This window comes from Mucilaginibacter sp. P2_D11 (assembly GCF_056404435.1).
This window is the reverse complement of record NZ_JBFUEA010000004.1, coordinates 300989-315913: the sequence shown is the minus strand read 5'-3', so window position 1 is coordinate 315913 and position 14925 is coordinate 300989. Positions and strand designations below refer to the sequence as shown.

11 protein-coding genes are annotated in these 14925 nt (G+C 48.0%); 9 read left to right on the top strand and 2 right to left on the bottom strand.

All coding sequences use genetic code 11. The annotated features are described in order from the left end of the window. Nucleotides 1-167: 167 nt before the first annotated feature. The 7 genes from AC1DXC_RS08060 to AC1DXC_RS08030 all read left to right on the top strand — a co-directional run bounded on the left by AC1DXC_RS08060 (nucleotide 168) and on the right by AC1DXC_RS08030 (nucleotide 10508). A complete protein-coding gene (locus AC1DXC_RS08060) occupies nucleotides 168-1391 on the top strand; it encodes a glycosyltransferase family 87 protein (protein ID WP_477458633.1) in 1224 nt (407 codons plus the stop codon). Further along, nucleotides 1388-2398, top strand: a complete 1011-nt coding sequence (locus AC1DXC_RS08055; RefSeq protein WP_477458632.1) for a glycosyltransferase family 2 protein — start codon at nucleotides 1388-1390, stop codon at nucleotides 2396-2398. The genes AC1DXC_RS08060 and AC1DXC_RS08055 overlap by 4 nt, the downstream gene beginning before the upstream one ends. After that, on the top strand, nucleotides 2379-3152 hold the full coding sequence (locus tag AC1DXC_RS08050) for a polysaccharide deacetylase family protein (protein ID WP_477458631.1): 774 nt from the start codon (nucleotides 2379-2381) through the stop codon (nucleotides 3150-3152). Before AC1DXC_RS08055 ends, AC1DXC_RS08050 begins: the two co-directional genes overlap by 20 nt. A gap of 261 nt (nucleotides 3153-3413) precedes the next feature. Then, nucleotides 3414-4706, top strand: coding sequence for a hypothetical protein (locus AC1DXC_RS08045; RefSeq protein ID WP_477458630.1), 1293 nt, complete (start codon nucleotides 3414-3416; stop codon nucleotides 4704-4706). 64 nt (nucleotides 4707-4770) lie between these two features. Continuing rightward, on the top strand, nucleotides 4771-6840 hold the full coding sequence (locus AC1DXC_RS08040; RefSeq protein ID WP_477458629.1) for an alpha/beta hydrolase: 2070 nt from the start codon (nucleotides 4771-4773) through the stop codon (nucleotides 6838-6840). 425 nt (nucleotides 6841-7265) lie between these two features. Further along, the gene (locus AC1DXC_RS08035) at nucleotides 7266-8333 is read left to right on the top strand and encodes an NHL repeat-containing protein (protein WP_477458628.1); all 1068 of its coding nucleotides are present in this window, start codon (nucleotides 7266-7268) and stop codon (nucleotides 8331-8333) included. Between the two features lie 513 nt (nucleotides 8334-8846). Beyond that, complete coding sequence (locus tag AC1DXC_RS08030) at nucleotides 8847-10508, top strand: serine/threonine protein kinase (RefSeq protein ID WP_477458627.1); 1662 nt, start codon at nucleotides 8847-8849, stop codon at nucleotides 10506-10508. A gap of 38 nt (nucleotides 10509-10546) precedes the next feature. Here the strand turns inward: AC1DXC_RS08030 and AC1DXC_RS08025 are convergent, their stop codons facing one another. Continuing rightward, entirely contained in the window at nucleotides 10547-10975 is a 429-nt protein-coding gene (locus AC1DXC_RS08025; protein ID WP_477458626.1) for an SRPBCC family protein, read from the bottom strand. 229 nt (nucleotides 10976-11204) lie between these two features. Between AC1DXC_RS08025 and AC1DXC_RS08020 the strand changes: the two genes are divergently transcribed. Further along, nucleotides 11205-12497 (top strand): tetratricopeptide repeat protein, encoded by a 1293-nt coding sequence (locus tag AC1DXC_RS08020; protein ID WP_477458625.1) that lies wholly within the window; start codon nucleotides 11205-11207, stop codon nucleotides 12495-12497. Between the two features lie 63 nt (nucleotides 12498-12560). Continuing rightward, the gene (locus AC1DXC_RS08015) at nucleotides 12561-13388 is read left to right on the top strand and encodes an SGNH/GDSL hydrolase family protein (RefSeq protein ID WP_477458624.1); all 828 of its coding nucleotides are present in this window, start codon (nucleotides 12561-12563) and stop codon (nucleotides 13386-13388) included. Between the two features lie 14 nt (nucleotides 13389-13402). Here the strand turns inward: AC1DXC_RS08015 and AC1DXC_RS08010 are convergent, their stop codons facing one another. Next, nucleotides 13403-14902, bottom strand: a complete 1500-nt coding sequence (locus tag AC1DXC_RS08010) for an ATP-binding protein (RefSeq protein WP_477458623.1) — start codon at nucleotides 14900-14902, stop codon at nucleotides 13403-13405. Nucleotides 14903-14925: the final 23 nt, after the last annotated feature.

The window sequence follows — 14925 nt, the reverse complement described above, 5'->3', positions numbered from 1 at the left end:
AACCATACCCGAAAGCAACGAGCATATTTGTAACATTTTTAATACAGATTAAAAAAATACTTTATCTTTATAGCCTAATTAAGTTATAAACTATTGTTCAAACCGCTGTTTCAAAGTCCCGGCATTTGCCGTAATGCTTTCAAAACAACGAAAAAAAGTTCATGCCAATGGCCAAACAAGGGCAAACCAGCCTTTTTTACAAGATTTTTAAAAATAAGTACTTCATCCTGGCGGTGTGGATATTCATTGCCGTTTTTTTTACTTACAAGTACATTGGCTACGGTTCTATCAACAATTACCTCATTTTTAAATACAGCTATTTCAATGCCTCCATGGGGCATAATCTATATGCCGGCTATCCGCAGTATTATTCGGATACCAACCATTACGGCCCCATCTTCTGCCTAATTATCGCTCCTTTCGCCGTCCTTAAGGGCAATCTGGGCATGTACTTTTGGCAGATTTGCAACGTCGCGTTCCTGTTCTGCGCCATACAGTTTTTGCCCTTAAGCACGCTGAAGAAAAATATCATCTGCATCATCTGTGCGCAGGAGCTTATCATCTCCCTCAAAGAATTCCAAACCAACGGGGCCATCGCCGCGCTGCTCATCTTTACCTGGGTACTGGTAGAGAATAAGAAAGATTTCTGGGCATCGCTGTTCATTATGCTGGGCCTCTTCGTAAAACTTTACGGGGTTGTGGGCGTGGTATTTTTCCTGCTATCCAAACAAAAGAAGCAGTTCATCATAGGCCTGTTCTTTTGGGGGGCAGTGCTCTTCGTGTTGCCGATGCTATTTTTCTCGCCGCAATTCGTGGCGCACTCGTACATCGATTGGTACCATTCGCTCATGGAGAAGAACGCCCAAAACGTATCCATGACCACCCAATACCAGGACATATCCGTAACCGGCATGGTGCGCCGTATAGTGGGCCACCCTATCAATATACTGCCCATACTACTTACGGGCGTAGCCTTATTCGCCTGGAGCAGCTTAAAAAATCAACTAGCTACCGATTTGCGCAGCCGCTTGCTCATGCTGGCCAGCTGCCTGCTATTCGTGGTGTTGTTCAGTACCAGTTCAGAGCACGCTACCTATATCATCGCCTTTGTGGGCGTGGGCATATGGTTTATGAGCGCCCCGCAGCCGGTAAGCAAATGGCAGATAGCCCTGTTCGCATTTACGCTGTACTTCGGCAGTTTATTCCGTACCGATATTTTCCCGGCCTATATCAAAAACAATTTGATTATGCCTTATGCCCTTAAAGCCCTGCCCTGCCTGCTGGTTTGGCTGGCTATAGTTGGCGAAATGCTTATTAAAAAAACTGCTCCCGCGCAGCCGCTTGCAATAACCCATAACGATACCATAACCCCCACCCCTACAACGATATGAGATACGTACAGGAACGCCCAAAAACCAGGACCGCCCCGCCCCGCAAAAAGGTGTCGGTAGTGGTGCCTGCTTTTAACGAGGCTCAAAACCTCCCCATCCTGATCAAGGGGCTGAGGCAGGTGTTTGATACCCTGCCCTACGATTACGATTTTATTTTTGTGGACGACGGCAGCAAAGACGATACCGCCGACGTGCTCCGCACCTTCAACGTACAGGATAACCGCATCCATTATATTAAGCTGAGCCGCAACTTTGGCCACCAGAACGCGCTTAAAGCCGGTCTGGATTATGCCGACGGCCACTGCGTGATATGCATGGATGGCGACCTGCAGCATCCGCCACAACTTATCCCCGCCTTTTTAAGCAAGTGGGAAGAAGGCTACGATATCGTGTACAGCAAACGCACCTCTACCGAAAAGGTGTCGTTGTTCAAAAAAACAACCTCCAATATGTTCTACGCGCTGGCCAACCGCCTCAGCGAGATAAACATGGAACCCGGTACCGCCGATTTCCGCCTGATTGACCGTAAAGTGGCCGATGCGCTGCTGCAATTCAAGGAGATTGACCCCTTTTTGCGCGGCATCATCAAATGGCTGGGCTTTTCGCAATACGGCATCAGCTACACTGCAGATCCGCGCCACTCGGGCAAAAGCAAGTACTCACTCATCAAAATGATGCGCTTTGCTTTCCAGGGGATAACCTCCTTCAGCATACGTCCGCTTTATTTTGCGGTGTACCTGGGTTTCGCCTTCTCCACCTTAACGGCTATTTTCCTGCCCTATGTGCTGTATTGTTATTACATGGGGCATGCGGTGGTGGGCTATGCCTCGGCAGGTTGGGCATCTATAATGATGTCGATTTTCTTTTTGGGAGGCCTGCAATTGATCATTATGGGTATTATAGGCATTTACGTGGGCAAGATATTCCTGCAGACAAAGTTGAGGCCGAATTATGTGGTAGAGAGCAGCAGTATTAAAGAGCGCCAGTATGATCTTGTTGAGTTTTGATGTAGAAGAGTTTGATATGCCGCTGGAGTACGGCAAAAGCATAACCTTCGACGACCAGATAACCATATCCGCCACCGGCACCCAAACTATACTGGCCATGCTGCAAAGGCAGCAGGTAAAGGCCACGTTTTTTTGCACGGCTACCTTTGCCCTTGCCCGGCCCGACCTCATCAGGCAGATGATTACCGATGGCCACGAGGTAGCCTCGCACGGCTATTACCATTCCGAATTTGAGCCTGCGCACTTGTTGAGCTCCAAACTGGCGCTGGAAGCCATTACGCATGCACCCGTTACCGGCTACCGCATGGCCCGCATGATGCCGGTAGACGAAGCCGAAGTACTTAAGGCCGGCTATGTGTACAACAGTTCCATCAACCCCACCTGGCTGCCAGGGCGGTACAATAACCTCAAAGTATCGCGCACTTATTTTATGCACAATGGCGTATTGCAATTGCCTGCATCGGTTAGTCCCCGCTTGCGGCTACCGCTATTTTGGCTGGCCCTGCACAACTTCCCTATGTGGCTTTACAAATACCTGTGCCGAAAAACCTACCAGGCCGACGGCTACCTTAACCTGTACTACCATCCCTGGGAATTTACCAACCTGCACGATAAAGCCCGCTTCGGCTTCCCCGGCTACGTAAGCAAAAACAGCGGCGAGGCCATGCTGCAAAGGATGGAAAATTTGATTGGGAGTTTCAAGCAAAAAGGCTTGGCGTTTGGGTCGATTAGTGGGTTTTTGGAAGGGAAATAATATCGAAACCTTCCTCTTTTAAAGATACTGCGCCGGGGGCCTGCGCGATTCCCCTCTTGAGAGGGGTGGAGGGGTGTGTTGGCGTCAATTGCATAGCTTAACACACCCCTGCCCTCACACATTCCCACCCGCCCCCTCTCTAGAGGGGAACAAAAAACTAAAAGCGATTTTCCCCTCATTCATCTAACAATCCTTATCATTTTTCAAAATAAATCGATAAATTGTGAGCTTAACTCAACCTGTAAAAAGCCCTCACTATTTATGCAAAACGTAGAAAACTCCCATTGGCCGCTTTGGCGAAAAATCGTATTCCGCTTCTTTTTCATTTACCTGGCCTTACAAACCGCACCCATCACCTGGCTGGATAGCATCCCCTACGTAAGTACCGTAACGCAATACTACGGCAAGCTTACCGACTGGATAGTGACCGAGGCGAATACCCTGTTTTTGCACGTAAAACCGGTGCTGGTGCCCGAAAATGGCAGCGGCGATACCTCTATGGGCTGGGCAAGGTTATGGACGTACCTGCTATTGGCGGCACTGGGCGCGATTATATGGTCGGTAGCCGACCGCAAACGGCCCAATTACACCCACCTGAACTATTGGCTCTGCCTTTTTACCCGTTACTATGTTATTTTGGTAGCGCTGGGGTATGGCATTATAAAGCTTTTCGGCATGCAGATGATTTTCCCGAGCCTGCACCAATTGGCCACTCCCCTTGGCGATTTGTTGCCCATGCGTTTTTCCTGGCTGTTCATCGGTTACTCGGGGCCATACCAGTTTTTTTCGGGCGCGATGGAAGTTTTTGCAGCCTTGCTATTGCTGTACCGACGCACCACTTCCCTCGGCACGTTGGTAGCCACCGGCGTTTTCATCAACGTAATGATGCTGAACCTGTGCTACGATATCCCTGTGAAGATATTTTCGATGCAGATGGTATTCACCTGTCTGTTTTTGCTGGCCAACGAAAGCGGGAGACTGATAAATTTCTTTATACTGGACAAGCCCGCCCCCCTCAGCGCCATATACCATTTCAGGTACACCAAAAAGTGGATGCGCATTACCCGCATAGTGCTAAAATCGCTCTTCGTACTGATAATGATTATCATTCCCCTTTACCAGGATTTTAGCGGCGCGGGTCCTAACAAGGTGCCAAAACAGCCGGTTCAAAATGGCGTGTATGCCGTAACCAGCTACAAAATCAATAAACAGGATGTACCGCTTTCGCTTACAGACACTACACGCTGGCAGGACCTGATATTCGAGAATGGCTACGGCAGCGTAAAATCTAATGATACGCTCTTCAGGAAGCGGTACAACCGCGGCTATTTTGCCTACGGTCTGGACAGCGCGAGCCAAATGCTCTACTTCAAAAAACGCTTAGACGATAAGGCCTACATCCTCTTATTCAACTACGCCATGCCCGATAGCAGCACCATTACCCTCAGCGGCCTAAAAGGCAAGGACAGCTTATACGTAGAACTAAAACGCACGAAACGCCATTTTCAGCTGGCCGAGCGGCAGTTTCATTGGCTGAGTGAGCAGAATAGGTAGAGGGATAGTTTCATTTATGAAATTTAAAACCGATATTCAACAACAACCTTATCACGTTAATTAAATGGACTTTCAGACCCGTTACCAATACCATCCCACGACAGACCTCTTATCTAAAGGTAGCTTTTCGCGGGTATTCAAGGCGCATGATATGTTGCTGGATAGAGATGTTGCCCTGAAAGTATTCAATGTCGAGGTCTCTGCAAAGCGCGACCTGGCTATCGAGATAAAGAAAGCAATAACGCTTGACCACACCAATTTGTGCCGCTACTACGACGCGGCCTTCGTGGAATCTTCAAACGCACTAAACGAACCAGAAAAACACCTTGTAGCCGTTAGTGAGTATATAAATGGTGGTGAACTCATATCGTATTGTAAAGCCCACCCTGAGAGTTTGGACAAATTGTTGGTAGATGTATTGCAGGGCTTAGCATTCCTGCATAAAAACAACATCGTGCACCGCAAACTAACTCCGCAAAATATTCTGGTAAAAAACACCACATACGGTCCGGTTGCCACAATAATAGACTTCGGCATCAGCAACTACAGAGCAGAGCAATACAGCATTTCATTGCCGCGGATGAACACCTTGGAATACATGGCACCAGAACAGCTTATTCCTCAAAAATATGGCATTAACGGCCATATAGGTACTAACCTGGATTTATGGAGCTTTGGCGTGATTGTGTACGAGTTGGCGACGTTCGGTCTGAAATTATTCCCTACCGGAGATACAGAGGAGACGATGGCCTCCATCCTAAACGATGAACAAGCAAGCCTTAAACTAAGTGAGCTGTCAGAGCCATATAGAAAGATTGCACAGAGTTGCCTTGTTAAAGACGCAAGCAAAAGGGCGCAACGAGCTGGAGAACTGATAGAGATGTTAAACGGCAATAAAATGGGGCCATCCTTTGATTTCCACAGCAGTACTGAGCAACAATCGCAATTGGAAAAACATGCAATGCCGTTTGATGATGGGTTGAGACGGGTATCTCAAAGGCCTATGGCAAGCCCTCCGCGCCAACCGAAAGAGAATATTTTGGCTCACATTGCAGATTTATTGCTCACATTACCCGCCCTAATATTCGGCGCGCCCTCATCTACGTCTGTGGCAACTAATTACGATACACCTACTGTAGTAGCAAACGAAAATACATTAGTGGAGGTGTTCTATACTACCGATCGCTTACAGAATAAAAGCAGTGACAGAATCACCTACAGTGGGCGAAGGGGACCTGTAAGTTATGGTAGTTGTGAAGTAAGCATACCCCAAGGCAAAAAAATAGGTGAAATACCGCGCCTCAAAATTTGGAAATTCGAATTCAATGAGAATCCCGATAAACACATGTTGATTGTAGGTGCTATTGAGCTAAACGAGGCTCTATTTTTTGACAAGGTGTCATCGAAAATAAACGTCTCGGACGAGCACGATGCTTTTGTTTTTATACACGGCTTTAACGTAAGTTTTGATGATAGCGTGCTTAGGGCAGCCCAAATTGCTTACGACTTAAATTTCGTGGGTGCGCCAATTGTTTACAGTTGGCCTTCGCCAGCTAAAACTCTACTTTATATGAGTGATGAGGACAACATCCGCTTTACCGTTCCTCATCTGATTCAATTTTTAAAAGACGTTAAAAACCAAACAAAAGCAAAAAAAATACATATTATAGCTCACAGCATGGGCAACAGGGCCTTGACGGATACTTTAGTTAGCTTACAGCAGGAAAAGTTTTTTAAAGGGTTTGCTTTTAATCAAATCATTTTAGCGGCACCTGATATCGATGCACAAGTTTTCGTTGAATATATAGCCCCAAAAATCACCCGCAGCTCTAAAAGAATAACCCTTTACACTTCTGCCGGCGACGTTGCACTTACCGCATCAAAAAAATTGCGGGGAGGGATGATTTCGCGTCTTGGGCTTTCGGGGAGCCGCATAGTGGTGTTTGATGGTATAGATACGGTAGATGCTAGCAACATAGATACGGACTTTATGGGGCATGGATATTTTGCGGAAACGGCTCCCCTTATCAATGACCTTTACTTGTTAATTCGTCACAATCATTCACCAGCTCAAAGGAACTTAATCAAAAAGGTTTCGGCGTCGGCAGTCAACTGGGAATTTAAAAAGGCATAGTGCGTCAATGCTATAATCCCCCACCTATGAACTGCATGCAAAGTAGCCACCATGCAAATTGCTCACCTGTCCTACAGAGGATTGTTTCGTTCCTCGCAAAGACGATGGGGAGAGTAGCCCCCCGCTGCCGCAGGTATCCCCACCTGTGGCCCGCATGCAATTTAGTGTCTATGCAAATCGCCTACCTCTCCTGCCGGGGATTGCTTCGTTCCTCGCGAAGACAATAGGAAGAGTCCCCCCGCGGGCTCTACCTTCCAACCATTGGATTTTTTTAAAAATCCATAAATTGCACCAAAAAATCGTCTTCTCCTTCTGTTGTAAACATTTGCATAGCCATTTTTGACTAATTGTAGCCCTATTTTGTAGTTTAATGCAGATAACTTCGCTGAATAAAAAATGTATAATTCTTATACTACCTAAAACCCATGAGAAGAACTTTATCATTACTTCCCCTTATTATATTATTTACCGCTGCTTGCACCAACAAAAATGGACCTGATGGTTCTAAGGCCGTTCCTATGGTAACTACCTTTGCAGGCAGTGGCGCCTGGGGCGCAGCCAATGGCATCGGTACGTCAAGTTCATTTAGCGGCCCGGCGGGCGTAGCAGTTGATGCAGCAGGCAATGTGTACGTTGCAGATTTAGGCAATGACATGATACGTAAAATAAGCCCGGATGGTGCAGTAACCACGCTTGCAGGCGCTGGCGCCCAGGGTTCTGCCAATGGTACCGGAACTTCAGCTTCGTTTTTTGAGCCAATGGGTGTAGCGGTGGATGCTGCGGGTAATGTATATGTAGGGGATCAAAGCAATAACCTGATACGTAAGATAAGCCCAGCGGGCGTAGTAACTACCTTTGCAGGCAGTGGTGTTGAGGGTTCGGCCGATGGCATGGGCACTGCAGCTTCGTTTAGCCATCCATTGGGCTTAGCGGTAGATGCAGCAGGTAATGTGTACGTGGCGGATTGTGTTAACAATTTGATCCGTAAGATAAGCCCGGAGGGTATGGTAACTACTTATGCAGGCAGTGGCACGCAAGGTTCGGCTAACGGTATTGGCACTGCAGCTTCATTTCGTGGTCCTTACGGCGTAGCCGTAGATGCATTGGGCAATGTGTACGTAGCCGATAACGGCAATTACCAGATACGGAAGATAAGCCCCGACAGATTAGTAACTACCGTAGCGGGCAGTGGCACCCGGGCCTGGGCCGACGGTACAGGTACTTCAGCATCGTTTAGCCCCCCTGCCGGCGTAGCGGTAGATGCAGCGGGTAATATATATGTGGGGGATCGCGATAACAGCCGGATCCGTAAGATAAGCCCGGGTGGCGTAGTAATTACCCTGGCAGGCAATGGCACCCCAGGTTCGGCCAACGGCACGGGCACTTCAGCTTCATTTTATTTACCGCAGGGCGTTGCGGTAGATGCGGCAGGGAATGTATATGTGGCTGATACCCGTAATAACCTGATACGTAAAATAAGCAATAAACATTAACAACAGTAAGGGGCTCTTTCAGTTAGTCAAAGCAATAGTTCGGAACCAGCCGCTGCCCCGCATGCAAGGTAGCCACTACGCCAACCTGCAAATAAAAAGCCGCCTCACTAACTAGCCACAAGCCCACTACCCTGCCGCAGCGGAATTTCCATTGCCCTTTTTCGCATTAGAATTTATTAGAAATCTAGCTGTAAAATATCACGAATTATTGGAAAAAACTGGACAAGATTGGCCCGTTTTTGGCCATTTCCGGCCATTTTCGCGCTTACGAAAAACACCGAAATTTGAAGAAAAACACAGATTTTTGCAGATTTTTTGCCATTATCACGAAAATTTCCGCAGCTTCATTTTGGTGAAATTCCATCGTTCTTGAATTGGACAAGAAATTGGATTGTTCCGCTGATTCTCCCCAATCATTTTCCCCGGTTTCATTTTAAACCCTAAACTGTTTATCTTATCCAACAATTTATGGGCTTGTTGCGTTAACATAGCGACTTAGGCAATCAATATCACATGGGTAAAATTTTTACGATAACCGCGGGACTGGAAAATATGGGCGCGCTGCATACCGGCGGGCAGGGTTCCGTGTACAAGGGTAAGCGCATCGGCGAAATTTTTGTGGCGGTAAAACTGCTGCCCACCCCCATCTTCGCGGAGGACGAAAACGACAAGCATTACAAGGATTTTACCAACGAGGTAGCAAAGCTGAAGAAGGTAAACGAGGTAGCCAACCCCAATGTGGTGAAGATACTCAGCTCGGGCATTACCGAAAGCGGCTCGCTCCCTTTCATCGAAATGGAATTCATAGAGGGCCCCGACCTGGCCGAGCTACTTACCGAAAAAGACAAACCCGTATTCACCATTGCCGAAGCCATCAAGGTGGCTTACCAGCTGGCCAACGCGCTCAGCCACTGCCACAAAGTGGGCGTAAAGCATGGCGATATCAAAAGCAACAACGTAAAATTCAATATAAATACGGGCAACTATGTGCTGCTTGATTTCGGCCTGGCTATCATGACCGGCGAGCAGCGGCGCAGCAGCCTGCGCAATGCCGGTGCAGTAGAGTTTATGGCACCCGAACAAAGCGACGGCAACCTGCTGCCGCAAAGCGATGTGTACAGCTACGGCATCATCCTGTACGAACTGCTGGCCGGCACCGTGCCCTTCAAACTGAACGACAACGGCCAAAGCGCACGCAACGCCGTGATGATTGCTCACCTTGACCACGAGCCGCCCAATATGCTGGCCCTGCGCAAAGGCAATATGCCACCGGATTGGAGTGCCGGGCAACGCCAAAGCGAAATGCAGGTACCCGAATGGCTGATAACCCTCATCTACAAATGCCTGCAAAAAGACCCCGCCAACCGCTATGCCGACGGCACCGAACTGCGGCAGGCCATACAAAACAGCGTACTCAACACCAAAACCGGTACCGAGGGCGCCCTGATACTACAGAACGAAAAAGCCAGTCTGCAAAGCCTGCTGCAACAAGAGCAGGAAAAGAATAAAACCCTGCAGCAGGAAATTGACGGGCTGAAACAAGCCGCATCGCATAGCAAAACGCCTGCTGCCTTCCCCCCGCCCGTGAACGCCCCCGCCAAAAGCACATCGAAAGGCTTGTTAATTGGCATTGCCTTGCTATGCATTGGCACCGGCGCGGCTTTGGGGCACTACCTTTCTTCGGGAAGCAAAGCTGCGGCCGTAAAAACTGCTGCAGAAATACAAAAGCCTGCAGACAGCGTTTCTAAACCCGCCGGCCATACCGATACCGTAGCTGCCACCAAACCATTACCGGTAAAAAAACACGATACAGCGCATTCAAAACCCGCCGCAGTCAGGCCCGAAACCCTGGCCACGCACAAGAAAATCAAAAAAGATACGGTTAAGAAAACGCCGCCAAAAAAGATACCGCTTCCGCCGAAACAGCCTGTAGTTGCCCAATCTAAAGGTGGCGATGTGGGCAAAGTGTTCTCGCTGTTTACCAGCTATGCCTATTTCCATAGTCGACCCGATGCTGCCAGCAAACGCGCAGCAAACATCAACCAATGGGATAACGCCCGCGTCCGCGCTATAGACGACCAGAACGGCTTCATCTATGTTACGTTCACCAATAAAAACGGCCAAACCACCAGTGGCTGGCTCAATAAAAAAGATTTGATCGTAGTTGGGCAGTAGCTTTATTTAACGGCTTTGGCAACCAGTGCCCAGCCTGCCTACTCTTCTTCCAGCAGCTTCTTCAACCCGCCGAAAATGGCCTGCCAGTTACCCTCGGAGTGCTCTTTGGCGGCTTCGTCTTTGATGTTTTCCTGTGTAATGGTCAGTGTGGTTACGCCGTCTTGCTCATCCAGCTTGTAGCTCACCACCTGGTAGTTTTCGGGTTTGTCCTCTGTGCCGCCCATGCTGCTCCAATAGGTGTAGCGCAGGTATTCGCCGGGCGTTATCTCCTGTATGGTGCCTTTATCCTGGTAGGTTTTACCCTCCCATTCGCCGCTCCAAGTAATGGGGCTGCCTTCCATCCATGCCGATTCCTGCATAGTGCCAAAGAAATACTGCTTCACCACATCCGGGTCGGTAAGTCCTTCCCAAACCCTATCCTTCGGTGCGTTGAAGCTTATGCTGGTTGTTAATTTTATGTCGCTCATGGTTTTATGTTTTATGGGTTGCTTTAATTAACAACGTAAACCCATTTGGGTTTCGCATTAGTTTCCCGCGTAAAATTAACGGCGGTAATGACAACCGTATGTCAGGGGGGGGCAAACTCCAGGGTAGTTAATTTAAAATATTGATAGAAATAAGGACAACCCAAAAAACCACCAGGAAAAGAACCTTATATTTGGCTTGGGATACAGATTATAAACTTACTTAAACCTTATGACACCCCATTTTTTTAAACGTTTGAAAATTGCGCTGGCGGTTTTGTCGGCTATAGCAGTCGCAACAAATGCCACTGCCAACGTCAATGCTATCGATTTGTCCAAAATTCCGGATGCCGGCAAACTGGAGCCTCAAATTACCTTCCTAAAGACCAACTACCGGCTTTACAACCATTGGGTACACGATTGGCAGTACGACATACCTAAGGAAAAAACCGTGAATACGCTGGTGTCCCTTTACCAGGCACTGGAAAAAAACACCGCGAAAAACGAAGAGACGTACCTGCTGCTTGGCGATATAGCCCATTACCTGTACAATATGGAAGTGGAAACGTATTACCCAAAAGCTGTTGACAATTACCAAAAAGCGCAATCCTTGTCCGCTAACGATTACCGGGCTTATTGGTTCCTGGGCAACCACTATTCCCTATCGGCCAGGCAAATGGATGCATTTGGCGCTTATGCCATCGCCCTCAAACTAATGCCCGCTGATGCCAAAAGCCCGGAGTTTTGGGCAGATTACTCGGTAGCCTGCGCCAACGCCAGCATGATAAGCACTGCCCGCTATGCTGCAAGCAGGGCCACCAAAATAGACAGTGGCATGCAGCACCTGGAGGAGCAATTGCTCCAGGTAGCTGCCAACCGGTATAAGATAGCCCCGCCGGACACCACCCTGCAAAACACCGATATATGGACCTCCTACCGTCAAGACGGCAAAGTGGTGTTCGATAACTGGCTGATGGGCATCAAAGTAGGCTTAGATAGCACCTGGGGACTCACGGCCGGCGAATATAAGGACCATCAATGTTACCTCGTTTTACAGCCGGCGCGGGCTACCGATGCTGAAGGACGAAAAATTGGCTACACAATGCTGTTTATGATGAAACAGGCCCAGCCCGGCGAAACTTTACAGGCTTACCTGGATAAACTTACTTCTAAATACACCAACCGCAAGCCTGTAACCTTTACGGCAGGCGGCTTCACCAGTATGCTGGCTTACGAAATAAACGACCCGGCCAGCTACCGCGACATAGGCGGCGGGCATTTTTACGAACTGGCAATAGAGCGCGATGCCCCCGAATTCCCGGGCATGCTGCTGGAAACCCCGACCGAAACACCCAAAAGCGACGACAACAGCGGGCAGGTAAACTACTACAAAGCGCCCCTGAAATTCGCGCGCGTAAAAGGAAAGATATTTTACCTGATACTGCTAGATACCTGCGGCAACATCTTCGACCAATCGGTAAAAACGCTGCGCGATTTATTGGGCAATAACGTAATCATCGAATAATGATAAATTAGGGTTCATCACAAAACCCTTTGGAAATCCTTTATTATTGACCAAATTACCGGCATGAAAAAATCGTTTTCGCTTTTGCTTTTGTTGGTGATGCTTTCCGCTTTCAGTCCCCATAAAGAATTGAAGTGGGAAGCCATTGGCGATTCCATTACCTACTCCAACGGCCGGCCCGAGGCCTCGCAGCACCGCATCAGCAAAGGCTATATGGATGATGTGGTTACGGCGCTGCCATACGTGCATTTCAATAACCACGGCTACCCGGGCTGGACGGCAAAAAGCATGGCCGAGAACATCGAGAAGATCGGCATCGAGAAGGCTGATATATACTCGATATTTCTGGGTACTAACGATTGGTGGATTGGGCTGCCTATTGGTACCTTGAGCGATTACCAGAGCAATACAGGCAACCAAACGGTATATGGCTGTTACCGCACCATCATCAACAAAATACGCAGCTTAAACCCCGATGCGAAGATTATTTTGATGACGCCGCTGCAACGTACCGACTATGTAGACCTTAACAACCCCAAGGTATTTATACAGGGCCAATACAAAGCTAAGGACGGCGTATTCCTGTCGCAATATGCCGATGCTACCAAAGCCATCGCAAAAGCTGAATGCTTCGAACTGGCCGACCTCTATTACAAGAGCGGCATCAATTTGAAAAATGCAGTAAACTTCCGCCGCCTGCGCAACCCGCAAACCCACCAATACAAAAACTACACCTACCCGGACTACATCGGCATCCCCTACGACCCGGCAACAGACGAGTACCCTTATCCTGTAGAAGCTATGAACATGACTTACGATGGCCTCCACCCCTCAGACAAAGGGCACGCCGCAATAGCTAAAATGTTGGTAAAGATCATGAAGAAGTATTAAGAGCAGGTGTATTTTCAAATCACCACCGGAAGGCTAAATAAAAAAGTCGACCCATTGCCGGGTTCGCTTTCTGCCCAAATCTGTCCGTTATGCCTTTCAATGATTTCGGCGCTAAGGTAAAGGCCAATCCCAAAACCTGCTATATGATTATTGGCCTCCACGCGGTAATACAGTTCAAAAAGCCGGGGAATCTCTTCTTTTTTTATGCCGATGCCTTCGTCTGTTACGCTGACAACCGCACGGCCATTTATTGTTACGCACGCTACATACACCACGCTATCCGGCTTAGAATATTTAATGGCATTACTAATTAAGTTACTGATAACCTGGCCTATCTTGTCCCGGTCGGCGTTAACAAAGGTTTCTGCAACCGGTGCAAAAATAATTTTGTGCGATGAATACATCGGGATGGTCTCTGCCTCTGCTTCTTTAACCAGTTCGGCCATGTCAAACCGTTGCTTATCGATGTTGATTTTTCCGGATTCGAGCCTCGATACATTAAGGAAGCCATTGATCATCGTGGTCATCCGCTTAACCTGCTTTACCGATTGGTCCAGCGCGCCTAGAGTAAAAGTATCGTCGGCTTTTTTTGCTTTTGCCTGCAGCATTTGCAAATAGGCATTAAGGGAAGTTATAGGCGTTTTAAGTTCATGGCTTACCATGCCTATAAAGTCGTTCTTCCGCTGGTCTTCCTCTTTAATACGTTGAATATCGGTGGTAGAACCTACCCACATGGTAATTTCGCCATCGGCATTAAGTATGGGCGAAGCAATATTGAGGTGCCAGCGGTAATTGCCGTTGATATCTTTAAATCGCATCTCGCTTTCCAATGGTACGCCCGTCATCGCAGCTTCGGTAAGCTGGGTTTGGAACGTGGCAATTTCATCGGGGTGCATCATCTGGTGGTACCCAAAATCGCGCAGGTCTTCAAAAGTCATGCCCGAATAATCCAGCCATTTTTGATTAAAAAAAGTTACTTCCCCACTGGGCAGGGCATTGCTTATTTTAGCGGGTACAATATCTGCTAAATGCCTGAAATGCTGCTCACTAACCTCTAGTTGTTTGTTTGCAATCATTTGTTTGGCAAGGGCCTGGTTGGCAAGCACACGCTCGGTAACGTTTGTTGCCAGCTGTATAATGTAGTGGATTTCGCCATCCGGCGTAAAAACCGGCGTGTGGCTGGGGTCCCAATACCGCTGAATAAACTGGCCGGGGTTTTCAATATCGGGTACATCATAGCGCTGGATACGCATATAATGCGGCTTTTTTGTTTTCAGCACTTCCTGCAAAGAAGCGTTTATATTTTCCACGCCGTCAGCATCGGGCAAGGATGGGTTATCCGGAAAAGCTTCAAAAATATGCTTGCCAACAATAACTTCACGTTTGCTTTGCGTGGCCTCCAGGTACTCGTCGCTAGCCGTAAGGATATAAAGATCTGGCGACAATACTAAATACATATTTGGCGCTGTTTCCAGCGCCTTTAATGTTTCTGTCCCCGGCGGTTTGTATTGCATTTGCCCTTACTAACAATGTTATA

Excerpts from the sequence above, each read along its gene's own strand:
- AC1DXC_RS08060 (WP_477458633.1), top strand. The coding sequence starts at position 168 with ATGGCCAAACAAGGGCAAACCAGCCTTTTTTACAAGATTTTTAAAAAT.
- AC1DXC_RS08055 (WP_477458632.1), top strand. The coding sequence starts at position 1,388 with ATGAGATACGTACAGGAACGCCCAAAAACCAGGACCGCCCCGCCCCGC.
- AC1DXC_RS08050 (WP_477458631.1), top strand. The coding sequence starts at position 2,379 with ATGATCTTGTTGAGTTTTGATGTAGAAGAGTTTGATATGCCGCTGGAG.
- AC1DXC_RS08045 (WP_477458630.1), top strand. The coding sequence starts at position 3,414 with ATGCAAAACGTAGAAAACTCCCATTGGCCGCTTTGGCGAAAAATCGTA.
- AC1DXC_RS08040 (WP_477458629.1), top strand. The coding sequence starts at position 4,771 with ATGGACTTTCAGACCCGTTACCAATACCATCCCACGACAGACCTCTTA.
- AC1DXC_RS08035 (WP_477458628.1), top strand. The coding sequence starts at position 7,266 with ATGAGAAGAACTTTATCATTACTTCCCCTTATTATATTATTTACCGCT.
- AC1DXC_RS08030 (WP_477458627.1), top strand. The coding sequence starts at position 8,847 with ATGGGTAAAATTTTTACGATAACCGCGGGACTGGAAAATATGGGCGCG.
- AC1DXC_RS08025 (WP_477458626.1), bottom strand. The coding sequence starts at position 10,975 with ATGAGCGACATAAAATTAACAACCAGCATAAGCTTCAACGCACCGAAG.
- AC1DXC_RS08020 (WP_477458625.1), top strand. The coding sequence starts at position 11,205 with ATGACACCCCATTTTTTTAAACGTTTGAAAATTGCGCTGGCGGTTTTG.
- AC1DXC_RS08015 (WP_477458624.1), top strand. The coding sequence starts at position 12,561 with ATGAAAAAATCGTTTTCGCTTTTGCTTTTGTTGGTGATGCTTTCCGCT.
- AC1DXC_RS08010 (WP_477458623.1), bottom strand. The coding sequence starts at position 14,902 with ATGCAATACAAACCGCCGGGGACAGAAACATTAAAGGCGCTGGAAACA.